This window comes from Saccharothrix australiensis, assembly GCF_003634935.1.
Classification (GTDB): Bacteria; Actinomycetota; Actinomycetes; order Mycobacteriales; family Pseudonocardiaceae; genus Actinosynnema; species Actinosynnema australiense.
Genome location: NZ_RBXO01000001.1, coordinates 3,531,672 through 3,549,752, shown reverse-complemented (window position 1 = coordinate 3,549,752; position 18,081 = coordinate 3,531,672). Strand labels below are relative to the sequence as shown.

The following is an 18,081-nucleotide window of genomic DNA, read 5'->3' as shown; positions in this document are numbered from 1 at the left end:
CGGTCACTCGGGCCTCCGCATCAGCTTGATGACCGCCTGGGTCCGGTCACCGACGCCGAGCTTGTAGAAGATCGAGTGCAGGTGGTTTTTCACGGTGCGCTCGGAGATTTCCATTCTGCGCGCTATCCGGCGATTGGACAGCCCTTCCACCAGTAGTTCGGCCACCCGCCGCTCCCGTCTGGTGAGATTCCACCTCGCCAGGCCGTCCAGGGCGGCCGGCAACACCGCCGAATTGCGGCGACCGATCTTCTCGGCATGGGCGAGCAGCGCCTGCGCGATACTTTGGTGGGTGCGCGCCAAACGAATCAGCCCCAGCACGGTGGGTTCCCCACCGGTATCGGGAATGCGCTCCTCCGGACACATGCTGTGACACCTCCGCGACGCCCGCGACAACCGCGCGCATTGTCGACGCAACAGGACCCGCCGAATGAGCATACCTCGCACCGCGACGGCCGATCAGGCTGTTCCGCACAAAGGGCGACCGGCCGAATACACAACCGATCCCGGTGCGGTCACGCTGGGTAGAGGAATTTCGACTCCATTCGAGGGGAGCCGGGCGGAATGACCACCCGAGAGGCCGAAGAGGGCCGTCCGGCGCGCCCGCGCGCGCTCAACCGCCGACGACGCGGACGGCGGGCGTGGCCTCGTGGACGCACCGGCCGTCGACCCAGAGCCGCGTCCGCGCGACCACCAGCGGGCCGCGTTCGTCGCGGCCGACCTCCAGCACGTCGGCCTCGACGGTCACCACCTCGTCGGTGGGCAGCACCTGGCCGCGGTAGGTCCAGTCGAGCGGGCGGCCCAGCGCCACCGGCTCGAACCGGGGCCTCGCCGGCCCGGCGGTGAGGCCGCGCTCGACCGCGTACCACCGCACGAGCTGGAGCATGGCCTCCAGGCCGAGGGAACCGGGCTGCACCGGGTCCTGGAAGAAGTGCGCCCGGAAGTACCACTCGCCGGGGTCGACGCGCTTCTCGCCGCGCACCCGGCCCAGGCCCGCCGAGCCGCCGGTCGGCCAGTAGCCGGTAATCCGGTCGAGCGCGCGGAGCAGGCCGACCGACAGCGGCGGGCCCGCCGAGCCGTCCCGCGCCCGCAGGTCGCGCCACCACGCGGCGGGCTCGGCGATCGCGGCCCGCTCGGCCGCCGAGACCGGCAGGCCGGTCCGGTCCGCGAAGGCGTCGTCCGGGAAGAACCCGAACACCGTGGACAGGGTCAGCACCGGCGCGCCGCCCAACCGGCAGGTGACCTCGAACCGCTCGATCGTGGTGCCGCCGCTGGTGGACAGCGCGGTCAGCTCGGCCCTGGTGCGCAGCACGCCCGCGCCGGGGCGCACCAGCGCCCGGAGCGTCGCCGACCCGTCGAGGTTGCGGAACCTGCGGACCGGGTCGAACCCGCCGACGTGCGCGGCCAGCCAGCCGCACGGTTGCAGCGCGGCCTCCAGCACCACCGCGAACGGCATGACCGCGTCGTCGTCGTCGTCCGCGTCGAAGAACCACGCCCGCTCGGGGACGTCGTACTCGGCTTCCACGACGCCGCCGGGGCGCGTGCCGTCCGCCGGCCCGGTGACCTCGGCGATCCGGCTCATGAAGTGGTAGGGCGGACCGGGGCAGCGCGGCGCGACGCGGTCCGCGCCGTCCAGGGCGGCGGCGGACGGCCCGAAGGCGTCGCTCGGCCGTCCCCACGCGCAGGCCAGCAGCGCGGGGTAGTCGAACCGGAACCCGTCGACCTCGGCCGCCGGCCGGTCGTCCCGGTGGCCGCGCAGACCGCCCAGCGCGGCGGGCGGCCCGGCGGGCGCGACGCGGCGCGGGACCGCCCGCCCGGTCCGCCACTGCTCCAGCGGCCAGTCCGGCACCAGGCGCAGGGCCAGGCCGCGCCCGTGCAGCGCGCCGACCCCGTCCACCGAGCACAGCACGTCGGCGACCAGCGTCGGGCGGTCCCGCAGGGACAGCTCGCGGACGAACACCTCGTAGGCGACGTGGCGGTTGCGCGGTGTCGCCTGCGTGCGGCAGGTGAGCCGGACCGGGCGGTCGGGCACCGGCTCGAACCGCCACCCGTCCCGCTCCACCGTGCACCCGGTGGCCGCCAGGTAGAACGCCGCGGCCTGCGCGCAACCCTGGAGCATCAGCGAGCCCGGCATGCACGGGTCGCCCGCGAAGTGGCAGGCGAAGAACCACTCGTCACCGGTCAGGGCGGTCTCGGCGCGCAGGTAACCGCGCCGCCACGGCCCGCCGCCGAAGTCCAGCCGGGTCACCTCGTCCAGCACCAGCAGCTCGCCACCCGCGATGCGCGGTGTGCGCAGGTGCGACCGCGCCGCCCGCCACTCCGGGCCGAAGCAGTCGGCGGGCCTGCCCTCGGCCAGCGCCCGCACCTCCGCCCGCCCGAACGCGGACCGCGCGGCCCGGCGCGCCGGCGGGTCGAGCGGACCCGACGGCGGGCGCTCGGCCTCCGGCCGCCACACCACGCCGCCACCGCCGGCCAGCTCGGCCTCGGTGAAGAACCCGGCCCGCGCGGCGCGCACGGTCAGGCGCGGCCGCCCCGCCACCCGGCAGTCGGCGCGGAAGGCCGCCACCAGCAGCCCGTCGTGCTCGGTGAACGACTCGACCGCCGTCTCGAACTCGACGGTGTCGCCGACGGCGGGCGGGCTGCCGTGGTAGGTCAGCTCCGCGCCGAGCGCGCGGTAGACCCGTTCGCCGCCGGTGGTCAGGTCGACGCCGAGCCAGCTCAGCAACAGGATGTTGCCCTGCCCCAGTTCCGGCAGCAGCGCGGGCGCGACCCGGCCGGTCGGGTCGATGTGCCAGTCGCCCGCGCGGAGGTCGGTCTCGGTCCGGATGGTGCCGCCGGTCATCGAGGCGGGCTCGGCGTCGAGCCCCACCACGCGGTCGACCAGCAGCACCGGCGGCTTGGGCAGGCGGGTCTGCCTGCGGAAGCCGCGCTGGGCGGCGAACAGCGGGCCGAACAGCTCGCCACCCCGGTCCGCGTGCTGCTCCAGCCGCGCGCGGTCGAGGAGGGGCGGCCGGGACGGGCCGGCGGGCGGGGCCCCGGTGACCGAAGGGCGGTCGGCGACGGGCGCGGGATCGGCGGCGGGCGGGGGCCCGATGGCCGAGGAGCGGTCGGCGACGGGCGGGGGCCCGGTGACCGGAAGGGGGTCGGCGGCGCGTGCCGGGTCGGCGACGGGCTGGGGGTCGGCGACGCGCGCAGGCCCGACGGCGGGGGGCGGGTCGGCGGCCCGTGAAGGCTCCGCGGTGGGCAGGAGGTCGGCGGGGCGGAAGTGCGGGTGGGGCGGCAGGTCCGCGACGGGCGCGCCGTCGGCGGTCGCGTCCGCGACGACCCGGCCGGGCGGAGGCGTGGCCGTGCCGCCGTCCGACGTGACGGTTCCCCCGACGCCGCGCAGCACCGCGTCCAGCCGCGCGCGCAGGTCGAGGAAACGCCGGTGCACGGCCCCTTCCCGCTCGACGAACTCCTGGTGCACGCGCGCCACCCGCACGTGGTACGCGTCCCGGACCGCGGACGCCGTGTCCGCCGGCGGCCGCCCGGCGCCCGGCGAGAGGTGGTCGAGCAGCGCCGCCACGTCCACCCGCACCCCGGCCGCGAGCAGTTCCGCGACCGCGCCGACCAGGTGCCGCACCCCGCCCGGACCCGGCGCGTCGAGCGCGACGGCCAGGTGCTCGCGCCCTTCGAGCACCTGGCCGATCCAGCGCGAGCACACCCCTCGCGGCCCGTGCTCGACGAACACCCGCACCCCGTCCTGCCACGCGCGCTCCACGGTGCGCGCGAAGTCCGCCGTGCCGACGAGCTGCGCGGTGAGCGCCTCCGCGACGTTCTCCGGTGTGGGCACGTACCAGCCGGTGGTCGCGCACGAGTAGAACCGCGTGCCACCGACGTCGGTCGTCGGCTGGTGGTAGAGCGCGTGGAACCGGTCGCGGACCCAGGCCAGTTCGGGCACGTGCGCGACGACCGGGTAGTCGATCTCCTGGGCGCGGTCCGCGCCGAGCCGCCCGACGACCCGCGCGCAGGCGTCCCGCTCACCGCCGACCACGCACGACTCGGGCGCGTTGACCAGCATCAGGTGCGCGGCGCGCTCACCCGCCAACACCTCGCGCACCCGCTCGGGCGAGGCGTGCACCAGGTGGCACGCCCAGTCCCGACCGGGCACGCCGGCCCGCCGCCAGGCTTCCCGCAGCGCCTCGAACCCGCCGACGACGCCCGCGGTGTAGAGCCACGACTCGCGCACCTGCCGGACGACCCGCCCCGGCTGCCGCCACACGCCCAGGACGGCCATCGCGACCATCTCGCCGGAGGAGTAGCCGATGACCGCGTCCGGCCGGAGGCCCAGCACCTCCCCGGTCACCGCCCGGTGCAGGCCCGCCAGCGCGCCGGCGCCCCAGATCTGCCGCAGCGCCGCGGGCAGCGGGTCGTCGCCGGCGTCGGCCGCCGGGCCCAGCAGCGGCCCGACGAAGCCGAACGCGCCCTCCACCGCGGTCACCAGCCGGGGGAAGGCCGTCAGCAGCTCCGCGCCCATGCCGGGGTAGGCCGCGGCCCCGTTGCCGAAGACGAGGGCCACCTCGCCCCTCACCGGGCCGTCCCGGTACGCCGCGCCGGCCGGCTTCGGCCCGCGCCCCGCCAGCCACCGCAGCGCGGCCTGCTCCACCTCGCGCGGCGGCAGGCCGTCGGTGGACCACACGACCAGGCGGGCGGGCCCGGTGTCGGACGGCCGACCGGCCTCCACCGCCGCCACCACCCCGGCCCGGTCCGCGCCCGAGTAGACCCGCAGCGCCACGGGCGCGCCCGCGACCCACGGCACCGCGTCGGCGGTCCGCAACCCGACCGGGCCGGCCGCGGTGGCCACCTCGGCGGACCAGTCGCCCGGCCACGCCCGCGCGGGCACACCCGGCCTCGGCAGCGCCCGGTGGCGCACCGCCAGCACGGCGCACGCCACCGCGAACAGGTCCGCGGCGGGCACGCCCGTGCAGGCGACCGGGTCGAACCGGCGGTTGCCCCGCCGACCGACGCCCACGACCAGGTCCGCCGGGGCGCGGGGGGCGCTCGACCCGTTCGACGTGCCGTCCCGGTCCACCGCCACGTCGAGGAGCGCCGACACGACGTCGCCGTCCCGCCGGGCGTCGGCGGTGCGCTTGAGCACCAGCACCACCGCGACCTCCGGCGCGGTGGGCGGCACCTCGACCACGACGGCGGCCTCCGCCGCGCCACCGGCCACCGCGTCGGCGGCGGCGGCCAGCGCGGTCGAGCCGGGTGGCACCGGGAGCACGGCGCCCGGCGGCGCACCGGCCGGGTCCACCGCACCGGCCACGACCGTGCCGCGCGCCGGCAGCCGCGTGTCCCGCGCCGCCTCGGCCAGCGCGGCGGAGACCGGTGGCACGCCGGCCCCGTGGCCGGTCCGCCCCGGCCGCGCCGCGGCGTCGGACCACGCCACCCCGTCGAACAGGGCGCGCCACAGGTCCCGCGTCGTCCCGCCGCCGGTGGCCGCGACCGCCACCGCCACCACGGCTACCGGCTCGCGCCCCGCCACACCGCCACCTCCCCCGCCGGCGCGGCCGGCACCCGGTCGGCCGGCACATCGGGCCGGCGCACCAGCACGACGTCGGTCAGCTCCGCCACCGCGCCACCGCCGTCCTGCACCCGGATGTCGCACCGCGCGGTGTCGTGCTCGACCCGGCCGACCCGCACGACCACCTCCGCCGGCGCGGTCAGCGGCCCGGACCGCCCGACCGCGAACCGCCCGACCGACATCGGCAGCCACGCGCCGGCCAGCCGCCGCGCCGCCCACAGGCCCGCCAGTTGCAGCGCGCCGTCCACCGCCACCGGATCGGTGTGCCACAACCCCGCCGGCCACCCCTTCGCGCGCAAGCCGTCCACGACGCCGGCGGCGGCGTCCGCGGCGACCACCGGCCCGCCCCTCAGCACCTGGAACGCGGGGCCGTGGAACAACACCACGCCGTCGTAGAGGTCGTCCGCGTCCAACGGCTCCCCGTCGGGGCGGTGCCAGGGCCGGGGGTCCGGCGCCTCGCCCACCGACGCCACCGCGCGGTAGTGCACCACTCCACCGTCGCCGCACAGCTCCAGCTCCACCACGGGCCGGGCGTCGACCGCCCGCCGCACGCCGCGCACGGCCAACCGGTGCCCGGTCGTGGCGAAGTCGGGCAGCGCGGCCTTCCGCAGCACCTGGACGTCGCCGAGCACCACCGCGTCGCCGCCCGGCCACCAGGTGGCCGCCACCGCCCGGAACCACTCCAGCACCACCGCCAGCGGCAGCACCGGCACGCCCACGATGGCGTGGTCCGCCAGGTGACCGTGCGACGCCGCGTCGACCAGCACCTCGGCGGCCCGGCGCGGCGGCGCGCCGTGCGGTGCGCCGTCACCCGCGCCGGCCACGACCACCCGCACGTCCGGCGAGTCGGCCGACAGCTCGGCGACGAAGGCGCGCGCGCCGGCGTCCGGGTCGAGCAGGGGCACGCCCCGGCGGTCGAACTCGTGGGCCAGCCCCGGCGAGACCATGCCGCCGCGCCACGGGCCCCAGGCGATCGACCGCACGCGGCGGGCCGGGTGGGCGGCCCGCTCGGCGGAGGCGACGTGCGCGAGCACCTCGTTGGCCATCGCGTAGTCGCACTGACCGGCGTTGCCGTGCACGGCGGCCACCGACGAGAACACGCAGACCAGCTCCAGCGGGTCGTCCGCGGTCGCGGCCAGCAGGCCGCGCAGCCCGTCGGCCTTGGTGCCGAACACCCGGTCGAACTGCTCGTCGGTCTTGTCCTCCAGACGCCGGTCGGCGAGCACACCGGCGGCGTGCACGACCCCGGTGACGGGGCCCCACTCCGCGCGCACGGCGGCGAGCGCGGCGGCCAGGGCGGTCGGGTCGCGGACGTCCACGCACGCGTAGCGGACCTCGCTGCCGTGGCCGCGCAGCTCCTCCAGCGTCCGGCGCAGCTCGCGGCCCGCCAGCACGCGCGCGGCCAGCGCCGCCGCCTCGGCCGGCGTGGGCGGGCGGCCGGTCCGGTCGCGCTCGCGCGCCATTAGCGCCCTGGTCAGCGACGGCTCGTCGACGTGGGCGCGCAGCGCCTCCGGTTCCTCGGCCGGTGGGGTGCGGCCGAGGAGCACCAGGCGCGGGCGGTGGCGCGCGGCCAGCTCGACCAGCGCCCGCGCGGTGATGCCCCGCGCGCCACCGCTGACCACGAGCACCGAGTCGGGCCGGATGAGGTCGTCGTGCTCGGTCGGCGGCGGTGCGGGGACGGGCACGAGGACGGGCGCGGTGCGCGTGCCGTCGGCGCGCAGACCGACCTCCGGGGCCGCTCCGCCGGTCAGCAGCTCCGCCGCGAGGGCCTGGGCGAGGGCGTCGGCGCTCCGGCCGCCGCGTTCGCAGTCGACGGCCTTCACCGAGGCGTCCGGCCACTCGACGGCCGCGGTGCGCGCCAGTGCGGCGATCCCGCCCAGCCAGGCCCTTTCCGGGTGCGCGCCGCGCAGCCCGAAGTCGCCCCCGGTGTCCTGCACGGTGACCAGGAGCCCGCCGTCGCGGGCGAAGCGCGGCGCGAGGTCGCGGGTGAGCCGGAACGCCTCGCGCTGCACGGCGAACGCCTCGTCGGGCGAGGCGACCTCCCGCAGGCCGCCGAGGAACACCACCGCGCGGGCGTCGGACGGGAGGGCGGACCCGGTTCCGTCGGACCCGGTTCCGGCGGACACAGCTTCGGCGGGCACGGCTTCGGCGGGCACGGCTTCGGCGGGCACGGCTTCGGCGGGCACGCCCCGCTCCGCGAGCCGCGCCGCGAGCGCTTCGGCCACGCCGGGCTCCCCCGGTGTGACGAGCACGGGCCCGTCGGACAGGCCGGCCATCCGCAGGCCGGGTGCGGGCGCGGGCGCGGTGCGCCACGCCAGGCGCGCGGGCGGCGGTGGCTCGGGGTCCTGCGGTCCGGGCGGGCGGGGACCCCGCTCGGGCGCGGGCACGGGCGCGACCCCGCGGAAGAGGTCGGCGATCTCCCGCAGCGTCCGCAGCCTGCCCAGCCGAGCGGTGTCGACGTCGGCCAACCCCGGCACCCGTTCCCGCAGCGCCGACAACACCTCGACCCGTTTGATCGAGTCGACGCCGAGGTCCGCCTCCAGGTCCATCTCACCCGACAGCATCTCCTCCGGGAACCCGGTCCGGTCGGCCACCACGGACAGCAGCACCTCCTCCAGGTCCGCCGCGTCCCCCTCCGCGACCGGCGCCGGTTCGGGGCGTGCCGGGGGCTCGACCAGGTCGGGCGGCGCGGGCGACCGCTCGGTGCGGACGGCGGGTGGAGCGGCAGGCGGCGCGTCGGGCCACGCGGCGGGTGGATCCGGTCGCGGTGCGGTCGCGGGCGGGGCGTAAGTCGGTGCGGGCGCGTGATGCCCGTTGCCGTTGAGGGCTGCGGCCAGCGATGTCAGCGCGACCTCGGACAGCCGCAGGAACGCGGTGTGGTTGTCCGCCATCGCCCGTTGGTAGGCGGCGTGGGCGAGCGCCGTCTCGCGCTGCGACTCGTGCAATGCCCGCCACCACTCACTGTCTCCATTGGACTGTCCGAGCGGAACGGACGGAGGCGCCGGCACGGCGACCGAGGGCGCGGGAACCGACGGCACGGACGGCGGTGGCACCGGTGCCGAGGGAACCGTTGTCGAAGGAACCGGCGGCGCGGAAACCGGCGGCGCGGAAACCGGTCGGGGCGCTGTCGGCACGGTGGGGGCGGGTGGCATCGCCGACGTGCCCGACGCCTCCTCCCCCTCCGCCGGCTCCAGCACCGACCCCGGCCCCGGCACGGGCTCGGCCAGCGCGGCCGTCCCGTCCTCCGCCGGACGCGGTTTGCCGTAGTTGACGCCCAGGAGCGACACCACGGCCCGGTTGTCGGCGGCGGGCTCCTCGCGGGCACCGGCCTCCGCCCGGTCGTAGGACTCCCACAGCCCGGCGAAGTCCACCGGGACACCCGCCACGGCGAGCCTGCCCAGCGCCTCGGACAACCCGGTGACGCCGTCACCGCGCCGGGGCTCCGTGCTCACCGCCAGGTGCGGCCGGTCGCCGAGGGTCGCGGACACCAGGCCGGTCAGCGCCGAGCCCGCGCCCACCTCCACGAAGGTCCGCGCGCCGCGCCGGTACAGCTCCTCGACCTGCTCCGCGAACCGGACGGGCGCGCCGACCTGCGCGGCGAGTGCGTGCCGGATCGCGTCGGGCTCGTCGGGGTAGGCGGCGGCGTCCCGGTTGCCCACCACCGGGATCAGCGGCGAGCGCACCGGCACGGTGTGGAGGAAGTCGAGCAGGGGTTCGCCCGCATCGGCCACCAACGGGGTGTGGAAGGCGTGCGAGACCGGCAGCCGGCGGGTACGCACCCCGCGTTGTTCCAGCCATCCCCGCAACGCCTCGACGCGGTCCGCGACACCGGACACGACGACCTGTTCCGGCCCGTTGTGGTTGGCCACCCACACCCCGTCCGCGCCGGACTCGGCCAGCAGCTCCTCGACCCGGCCCACCGCCGCCGCGACCGCGAGCATCGCGCCCGGCTCGCCGCGGACCGCGCCCATCAGCTCGCCGCGCCGGCGCGCCAGGCGCACCAGGTCCGGCGCGTCGAACACGCCCGCCGCGTGCAGCGCCACCAGTTCGCCGAGGCTGTGCCCGGCCACCAGGTCGGGCCGGACGCCCACCGACCGCAGCACCTCCAGCAGCGCCAGGCTGTGCACGGCCAGCGCGGGTTGCGCCCACTCGGTGGCGGTCAGCAGCTCCTGCTGCGCCGCCCGCTCCTCGTCGGTGAAGGCAGGCGCCGGGTGCGCGACCCGGTGCGGCGCCCACCCGTCCGGGTCGACCGACGCCGCCGCGTCCCAGGCCGCCAGCGCACGCGGCAGGTGCGCCGCGACGTCGCCGCCCATGCCGGGGTACTGGCCGCCCTGTCCGGGGAACAGCAGGCACAGCGCGCCGGGATCGGCGTCGCCCACCGCGTAGTGCGCGCCGCCCGGTGTGGCGAACGGCTGCGCGGGGTGGCTCTCGATCGCGCCGCGCACCGACGCCGCCTGGCGCGCCAGGTCCTCGGCGTCGCGGACCACCAGGGCCAGCCGGTGCCGGTCGCCGGCGCGGAACTCCCCTTGCGCGGCCTTGGCTTTCGCGGCCGTGCCGCCCGGTCCGGCCACCAGCGCGTCGAGCCGGGCCAGCAGTTCGACCGGGCCCGCGGCGCTCAGCGGCACCAGCTCGGCGGGCAGCGCGCGGAACCGGGGCGCGCGGCGCGCGGCGGAGCCCGGCGCGGGCACGTACTCCTCGACGGTCAGGTGGAAGTTGCTGCCGCCGAACCCGAAGCTGGACACCGACGCGCGGCGCGGGTGGCCGCGGCCGCGCACCCACGGCCGGGCGGCGGTGTTGAGGTAGAGCGGGCTGCCCTCCAGCAGCAGGTCCGGGTTGGGGCGCCGCACCTTCGCGGTGGGCGGGAGCACGCCCTGGTTCAGCGCGAGCAGCGCCTTGAGCAGGCCGACCGCGCCCGCGGCCGACTTCAGGTGCCCCAGCTGGGACTTGACCGACCCCAGCGCGGTGCGCGGCGGTTCGCCGGCCGCACGCGGCCCGAACACCTCGCGCAGCGCGGCGACCTCGGCCGCGTCACCGGCCTTGGTCCCGGTGCCGTGCGCCTCGACCAGCTCCACCGTGTCCGGGCCGTAGCCCGCCGCCTGGTAGGCGCGGCGCAGCGCCCTCTCCTGGCCCTGCGGCACGGGGGTGTAGACGGCGGCGCCCTTGCCGTCCGACGAGCTGCCCACGCCCTTGATCACCCCGTAGACGCGGTCGCCGTCGCGTTCGGCGTCCGCCAAGCGCTTGAGCGCGAAGAACACCAGGCCCTCGCCGAGGACCGTGCCGTCGGCGAGGTCGGAGAACGGGCGGCAGTCACCCGACGGCGACATGGCGGGCGTCTTGGAGAAGCACATGTACATCAGGATGTCGTTGGCGGTGTCCGCGCCACCGGTGATCACGACGTCCGCCCGGCCGAGCGCCAACTGGTCGACCGCCGTCGAGATCGCCGCCAGCGAGCTGGCGCACGCCGCGTCGGTGATGAAGTTGGCGCCGTGGAAGTCGAACCGGTTGGCGACGCGGCCCGCGACGACGTTGCCGAGCAGACCGGGGAAGCTCTCCTCCTGCCACTCGGGGTAGTGGTCGGCGATCCGGTCGCAGATCCGCCGCGCCTCCGGCTCGGCGATCCCGCTCGCGCGCAACGCCTTGAGCCACACCGGGCGCTGCAACCGCGCGGCCATCGTGTAGAGCAGCTCCACCGCCGCGGTGCCCAGGACGACGCCGACCCGCTCGCGGTCGGGCGGTGTCCGGCCGCCGAACGCGTCGGCGAGCAGCCGTTCCACCACCACCAGCGAGAGGAGCTGGGTGGTGTCGGTGGCGGGCAGCGCCTTGGGCGGTATCCCGAACGACAGGGTGTCGAACTCCGTCGGGCGCAGGAAAGCGCCCCGGCGGCCGTAGGTCTTGTCCACGGCGGACGGGTCGGGGTCGTAGTAGTCCTCCAGCAGCCAGTGCGTCGCGGGCACGTCGCCGATCAGGTCCCGCCCGGTCAGCACGGCCCGCCAGAAGTCCTCGACGTCGTCGCACCCCGGCAGCAGCGCGCCGACGCCGACGACCGCGACGGGCGCCTGGCGCGAGTAGGAAGGCTCGCTCATCGTCTCCACCTCAAGCTCCGTGCCTCTCTCCGGCCAGTCGGCGCGGCGTGAACGCGAATGCCCGCGCCGGCACGGGCAGGCCGTGGCTGCGCAGCTGCTGGGCCCTGGTGACGACGGCGGCCCCTTCCAGGAGGTTCAGCCCGATGTCACCCACCGAGCGGTTGCCGACCGGCGCGAGGTGGCTGCCGGCGGCCCACCGGTTGAACGCGCCCATCGCCGGTCCGCACCACACCTGGTAGTCGGCGCGGCGGGCGCGCTCGCCGTCGATCGCCCAGTGGCTGGACCGGCCCAGGTACCAGCGGAACAGCAACGCCATCCGGTGCTTCGGCTCGGCCTCCGCGTGGACGAGCTGACCGGGGTCGACCGCCTGCCAGAACCGGGCCGTCTCCGCCCACACCTCCTCCAGCGAGGCGTGCAGCACCTCACGCTCCAGCTTGAGCCGCACCCGGTCCGGGATCTCCTCCAGCGACGAGTGGCCCACGTACAGCTCGTACAGCTTGGCGGCCCGGACCGCGTACATGGTGCCGCGGCTCAGCACCTGCACCTTGCCGCCGAACTCGAACAGGTCGGCGGCCGGCGCCATCACCACGTCGGAGATGTCCGCGGCGGCGACCATCTCCTTGGCGTCGGCGGACAGCCCGGACTCCACCGCGGCCTGGTTCACCGACCCGGTCAGCACGTAGGCCGCGCCGAGCGCGAACGCCGCCGCGACACCGGCCGGGCTGCCCAGCCCGCCCGCCGCGCCCACCCGGACCGGCTCCCGGTAGCCGAACCGGCGCACCACCTCGTCGCGCAACGCCGTGATCGCGGGCAGCAGCGCGACCAGCGGCCGGTTGTCGGTGTGGCCGCCGCTGTCGCCCTCGACGGTGATGTCCTCGGCCAGCGGCACGTGGCCCGCCAGCTCGGCCTCCTCCCGCGTCAGGTGCCCGTCGTCCACCAGCGCGCGCAGCAGCGCGGCGGGCGCGGGCGACATGAACCGCTCGGCGACGACCGGGTGGGAGACCTTGGGGAACAACCGCACGCGGCGGTGCACCCCGTGCGGACCGCGCCGCAGCCCGGTCGCCGCGCACCGCACCACGGCGAGGCTCGGCTCGGTGAACGCCGACACCGACACGCGCCGGACACCCCGCCGCAGCAACAGGTCCGCGACCCGGTTCTCGGTGGCGGGCTCGTGCGGCGAGCGGATGAGGTTCACCCCCCACGGCGCGTGCTCGCCCGGCGTCGCGGCCAGCTCGTCCAGCGCCCGGTCGACGGCGGCGACGGGCAGGCCGGCCGCGCCGAAGAAGCCCAGCAGGCCCGCGCGCGCCGCCGCGGCGACCATGCCGGTGGTAGCGATGCCGTTGGCCATCTCCCCGACCACGTAAGGGAAGCGCACGCCGTGCGCCTGGCAGAACGAGCGGTCGCCCAGCCACTCGGGGTACAGCGGAGGCAGCGTGCCCACGTGCCCGCCGGGTGGCGGACCGCCGCCGTCGTCGAGCGCCACGCCCACCCGCCCGTCGAGCACCACGAGGTGCGCCCGCTCCCGCACCCGGCCGACCGCCGCCACGATGCCCGCCTCGTCGAACACCGCCTGCCCCGCCGCGACACCCCGGAGGTGCGCGCCGTCCTCGCGCCCGTGCGCCTGCGGTCGGACATCGGGACCGGCTGCCATCAGCGGTCACCGTCCTCTCTGTGCCGGGCGCGGCCCGGTGCGGTGGTCACCGGGCCGGGACCCGCCGGCCCGAAGCCCGCCGGTCCCGGTCCGGACCCACCGGTCCGGAGCCCCGCTGGTCCGAAGCCCGCGTCGCACCGAGTCTGCGGCGCGCCACCGGAGGGCATAAGCCGCCTGCTGGTGCCGGCCCGGAAGCATGACGCCGCCGGGCGTCCCACCGAGCGCGCGACGGCGACCAGCGCGAACCCGCCGACGGCGGGCCCGGCGGCCGGATGGTTCGGGCTGTCCGACCGGGGTCCCCCGCTTCATTGCGGCCCGTCCCGCCGGCCCGGATGGTCAGGAGGCCCCCTCCACCACAGCTGGAAGGACCCGGAACATGACCACGGGACAGCGCATCTCCCGACGCGGCTTCCTGGCCGGTGTCGGCGCCGCGGCCGCGACGGTCGGGCTGGGCGAGGCCGCGGCGGCGCGGGCCCTGCCCGACGTCGGCTTCCCCGCGCCCGCGCCGACGCGCGACGAGTGGTACCGGGCCGTCGTGGTGGGCAGCGGGTTCGGCGGCGGTGTCGCGGCCCTGCGCCTGGCCCGCGCCGGGGTGCGCACCCTCGTGGTGGAACGGGGCCGCTGGTGGAACAGCGTCCCCAACGACAACACCTTCCCGCGCTTCTACCACCCCGACCGGCGGGTGAGCTGGCTGGAGCCGACGCCGGTGGTGCCGTCGTCGCCGCCCGCCGTGTTCCAGCCCTACACCGGCCTGGTGGAACGGGTTCGCGGGGTCGGGATGAGCGTCCTGTGCGGCGCGGGCGTCGGCGGCGGTTCCCTGCACTACGAGGGGATCTCGCTGCAACCGTCCGAGGAGCTGTTCACCAGGGTCATGCCCTCCTCGGTGGACTACGACGAGATGGCCGCCGTCCACTACCCCAGGGTGGCGTCGATGCTGCGGATGACGCCGATACCGGACGACATCCTCAACCACGTCCGCTACACGTCCTCCCGGAAGTTCCTCGCCGACGCCGAACGGGCAGGCACCACCGGTGTGCGCGTGCTGCAACCGATGAACTGGGACGTCATCCGCGCCGAGCTGCGCGGCGACCTGCCGCCGTGGACGTCGCACGGCGAGTTCCTGTACGGCGTGAACAACGGCGCCCGGTACTCGGTGGACAAGACCTACCTGGCCGAGGCGGTGGCGACCGGCCTGGTCACCATCGCGCCGCTGCACGTGGTGAAGGAGCTCGCGCCCGGCGGCACGACCCGGTACGTGCTGCGCTGCCACCGCATCGACACCGACGGCGTGGTGCAGGAGAACGTCGTGGTGCACACCGACACCGTGCTGCTCAACGCCGGGTCGGCCAACACCTCGCGGCTGCTGGTGCGGGCGAAGGGGTCCGGGACGATGCCGAACCTGCCGCCCGACGTCGGCCGCTTCTGGGGCACCAACGGCGACCGGGTGTTCCTGCGCACCGAACCGCTCGACCCCACCCTGCCGCACCAGGGCGGTCCGACCGCGATCGCGGCGCTCGACTGGGACGCCGGCACCGGTCCCGTGACGCTGTTCCACCCGCCGGCGCCGTTCGACGTCGAGACGTTCTCCATGTACGTGGCGGGCATGGCGATCCCGAACGGGCACGGCGCGTTCCACTACGACCCGCTGACCGACTCGGCCCGGCTGGTGTGGCCGCCGACCTCCGACGTCGACCCCGAGATCGCGATCGACGCGGCGGTCACGCGGATGGCCCTGACCAGCGGAGGGGTGTTCGCCCCCGTCCAGCCGGTGGACCCGAACACCTTCCACCCGCTGGGCGGCGCGGTGATCGGGCCGGTGTGCGACCCGTACGGCCGGGTCCACGACAACCCCGGCCTCTACGTCACCGACGGCTCCCTCATCCCCGGCTCCACCGCGTGCTGCAACCCGTCGTGGACGATCACGGCGCTGGCCGAGCGCTGCCTGGACCGGATCGTGGCGCAGGACGTCGGCACGGTCATCTGACCACCGCGGGCCCAGGGGTCGGTCAGCCGCCGACGACCGGCAGCGCCAAGCCGCACGCCACCGGCCGGGCGTGGGCCGGGTCCAGCGCGTTGAGGACGTGCCGGAGCGCCGCCTGGTCGAAGGGGACGGCGAGGTGCTCGGAGGCGTGCGCCGGGCCGCACAGCCGTTGCAGGGTGATGTTGGTGACCTCCGGGCCGTCCAGGAAGGCGGAGGTGTAGGGGGTGACCACCTCGTCGTAGCGGGTGGCGATCACCGTGTAGCGCACGCCGGGCACGGTGTCGCCGCCCGCGTTGAGCGCGCGCAGGAAGTCCGAGCCGACGACCTGGTCCGCCACCGACTCGCCGAGGCCGGCGGCGAGCAGCTCGGGCACGCCGGGCAGCCGGGAGAGGCCCAGCACGGTGGTCCCGTGGTTGGGCGGGGCCAGGGCGACGAGGTGGTGCACCGCGGCCGCGCCGCCGAGGAACTTCAGGTAGTGGCGCGGCATCAGCCCGCCCTGGCTGTGGCCGACGAGGTCGACCTCGGCCGCGCCGGTGCGGTACCGCACCTCGTCGACGAACGCGGCGAGCTCGGCGGCCGACTCCGCGATGGGCGCGACGCCACCGGCGAGGCGGGAACCCGGCAGCCCGACGACGCGACCGGGGCGTTGGCCGTAGTTGAACGCGAAGACGCAGTACCCCTCGTCGGCCAGCAGCGGGGCGAGCGCGAACCAGTTGTAGGTCATGTTCTCGACCGTGCCGTGCACCAGCACCACCGGCCGGGGGTGCGCGGGCGAGGGCGCGCAGGACCAGTCGTTCGCCCCGTCCGGCGGGGTGTCGGGCCGCAGCGCGGCATTGGCCAACGCCGCCGCGCCCGACCGTCCCACGAGCACGCCCGAGGCCGCCGAAACCCCCGACGACCACAGCAGCAGGGGGACCAGCACCGACACCACCAGTAACCGCCACATGGCGCGAACCCTTCTCCGGGCACCAGGTCGCCGCATGACAGTAGTCGCCACAGGGGCTGCTGCCGCCCCTCATCCGGCCACACGATGGGGTGGTTGTCGCGCTCTCCGCACCACCCGTACGACCGGGCCGTGCAGGACACCGTCCGTGTCCGGCGCAGGGCACGTTCACCGTCCGGACGTGGACACCTCACCCGCGCGGACGGTTTTCGCGCTGCGCGCGGCGGGGTGGGCCTCCGCTGCCTACGTTCGAGCGGTGTCGGCAACGCCATCACGGGTGCGGAGGCAGGAATGGTCGTCGGGTGGTTGGGCAAGGCGTCGTTGGTCGCGTCGGCGGGGTTGCTGCTGACCGGTCTGTCCGGCGTCGGCCCCGCCGGGGCGGAGCAGCGGACGCGGGTGGCGTACTCGATCGAGTTCGCCGACCCCGGCGAGCACCGGGACCCCGAGCCGTACGGCGCGGTGGTCCTGCGGCAGGCGGACCAGGACCGGCTGCTGTGGCACCAGGGCCGCGCCGGGGACATCCCGTCCCGGTGGCGCTACCCGACGACCGGCGCCGCCGTGGAGGAGGTGCCGTTCCCCGAGGACGCCGTCGAGCAGGTGTGCGCCTTCGTCAACGACCGCGACGGGGGCTCCGACGACCGGCTCGCCGACGGCTGCCTGCCCTACCGGGGCCACCACGAGCCCTACGTGATCAAGGGCGCGGACGGCCACGTGACGGTGCACGTCTACGGTATCGGCTGACCGGCTCGACCTCGGCGTACCCGGCATTTGGCCATGCGGGGTTCGGCACTGACCGAGAGGCTGCCCGCCCTGTCCGGGGCGGGCAGCCTCTCGGCGTCGCGGGGAGGTGGGGTGGAGCCGCCGGCGCGAGGAGTCCGAGTGACGACGTGCGACTGGTCGGCGAGCCGTTCGACCACGACACCGAGCTGCCGGCGAACCTCACCGCGTTAACCAGGCCGCAGGACCTGTTCCTGCTTGAGGTCGCGACCACCGACGCGTTGAGCGACGACCTGGCGCGCGACACGGTGGAGGAGTACGCCCGCAGCCGCGCCTACCGCGAGTTCGCGACCAGCGCGCTGCTGCGCACGCACTCCGACTTCCAGGTGCCGCGCTCGGCGCAGGGCTTCGGGGTGAACCTGCTGCTGCTCGCGCCGGACCGCGCCACGACGCCGAGCTGATCGACCTGCTGCACCGCTGGCGCACCGCGGTCTCGTCGCTGAACCAGCGCTTGGAGTCGACCGAGGTGGTGGTGTTCACCAGCGCGTCGGAGGAGTTGGCCGAGCAGCTCCACACGGCGCTGCACGACGCGACCAGCTTCCTGAACGGCATGCGGACGATGCTCGACCAGGCGCAGGCCACCCTCGGCGAGCCACCCGCGCGGCGTTAGCCCGCGGGGTCGGCCCGGTCGACCGGGCCGACCCCGCGGGCGCCCTGCGAGACCAGCTCCGCCCACCTCCCGACGAAGAAGTACCCGACGCGCACGTCCACGTCCTCCCACGGTTCGCCTCCGTCGGCGATGGAGAGCAAGCGGTGCACCGCTCCGACGAAGGCCGCCACGCCCGCGCTCCGGGCCAGCAGGTCCGCGTCGTCCACCACCACCGCGAACGGGCCGAGCGAGAGCCGGTCGATCTCGCGGTAGTAGTCGTTGAACGCCCACCAGCCGCGCGGCAGAGGCTCGGGGAACTCCAGCGCCCGCCCGATCCCGGTGACCAGTTCGGGCACCGACGTCCGCGCCCGCACCGTCCGCACCCGGACGCCGTCCGCCGCTCCCAGCGCCCGGATCAAGTCCTCCCGGCGGTCCGCCTCGACCAGGTGCGGTCGTTCCCCGAGCCACGGATGGCGTCTCACCACATCTCTCAGGTC

Annotated in this window: 10 protein-coding genes; 4 read left to right on the top strand and 6 right to left on the bottom strand. The window is 76.3% G+C overall.

Annotated features, from left to right (window positions below; all coding sequences use genetic code 11):
* Nucleotides 1-3: 3 nt before the first annotated feature.
* The 4 genes from C8E97_RS15535 to C8E97_RS15520 form a co-directional block, all read right to left on the bottom strand.
* Nucleotides 4-363, bottom strand: coding sequence for a response regulator transcription factor (locus C8E97_RS15535; RefSeq protein WP_211347025.1), 360 nt, complete (start codon nucleotides 361-363; stop codon nucleotides 4-6).
* Between the two features lie 247 nt (nucleotides 364-610).
* Nucleotides 611-5,521 carry a beta keto-acyl synthase gene (locus C8E97_RS15530; RefSeq protein ID WP_121006173.1) on the bottom strand — a complete coding sequence of 1,637 codons (4,911 nt, stop codon included), beginning with the start codon at nucleotides 5,519-5,521 and terminating at the stop codon, nucleotides 611-613.
* The gene (locus C8E97_RS15525; RefSeq protein WP_121011589.1) at nucleotides 5,500-11,643 is read right to left on the bottom strand and encodes a type I polyketide synthase; all 6,144 of its coding nucleotides are present in this window, start codon (nucleotides 11,641-11,643) and stop codon (nucleotides 5,500-5,502) included. Before C8E97_RS15525 ends, C8E97_RS15530 begins: the two co-directional genes overlap by 22 nt.
* Nucleotides 11,644-11,653: 10 nt before the next feature.
* Entirely contained in the window at nucleotides 11,654-13,294 is a 1,641-nt protein-coding gene (locus C8E97_RS15520; protein WP_121006171.1) for a PfaD family polyunsaturated fatty acid/polyketide biosynthesis protein, read from the bottom strand.
* A gap of 376 nt (nucleotides 13,295-13,670) precedes the next feature.
* Here C8E97_RS15520 and C8E97_RS15515 point away from each other — a divergent pair, with 376 nt between their 5' ends.
* The gene (locus C8E97_RS15515) at nucleotides 13,671-15,278 is read left to right on the top strand and encodes a GMC oxidoreductase (RefSeq protein ID WP_121006169.1); all 1,608 of its coding nucleotides are present in this window, start codon (nucleotides 13,671-13,673) and stop codon (nucleotides 15,276-15,278) included.
* A 22-nt stretch (nucleotides 15,279-15,300) separates the two neighbouring features.
* Here the strand turns inward: C8E97_RS15515 and C8E97_RS15510 are convergent, their stop codons facing one another.
* A complete protein-coding gene (locus tag C8E97_RS15510; RefSeq protein WP_121006167.1) occupies nucleotides 15,301-16,221 on the bottom strand; it encodes an esterase/lipase family protein in 921 nt (306 codons plus the stop codon).
* Nucleotides 16,222-16,509: 288 nt separating this feature from the next.
* Between C8E97_RS15510 and C8E97_RS15505 the strand changes: the two genes are divergently transcribed.
* From C8E97_RS15505 to C8E97_RS34605, 3 genes are all read left to right on the top strand, one after another.
* On the top strand, nucleotides 16,510-16,959 hold the full coding sequence (locus C8E97_RS15505) for a hypothetical protein (protein WP_121006165.1): 450 nt from the start codon (nucleotides 16,510-16,512) through the stop codon (nucleotides 16,957-16,959).
* A gap of 146 nt (nucleotides 16,960-17,105) precedes the next feature.
* Complete coding sequence (locus tag C8E97_RS15500; protein ID WP_121006163.1) at nucleotides 17,106-17,396, top strand: hypothetical protein; 291 nt, start codon at nucleotides 17,106-17,108, stop codon at nucleotides 17,394-17,396.
* A 50-nt stretch (nucleotides 17,397-17,446) separates the two neighbouring features.
* A complete protein-coding gene (locus tag C8E97_RS34605) occupies nucleotides 17,447-17,605 on the top strand; it encodes a hypothetical protein (protein WP_170211871.1) in 159 nt (52 codons plus the stop codon).
* Here the strand turns inward: C8E97_RS34605 and C8E97_RS15495 are convergent.
* On the bottom strand, nucleotides 17,602-18,066 hold the full coding sequence (locus C8E97_RS15495) for a hypothetical protein (protein ID WP_147455131.1): 465 nt from the start codon (nucleotides 18,064-18,066) through the stop codon (nucleotides 17,602-17,604). The genes C8E97_RS34605 and C8E97_RS15495 overlap by 4 nt on opposite strands.
* Nucleotides 18,067-18,081 lie beyond the last annotated feature (15 nt).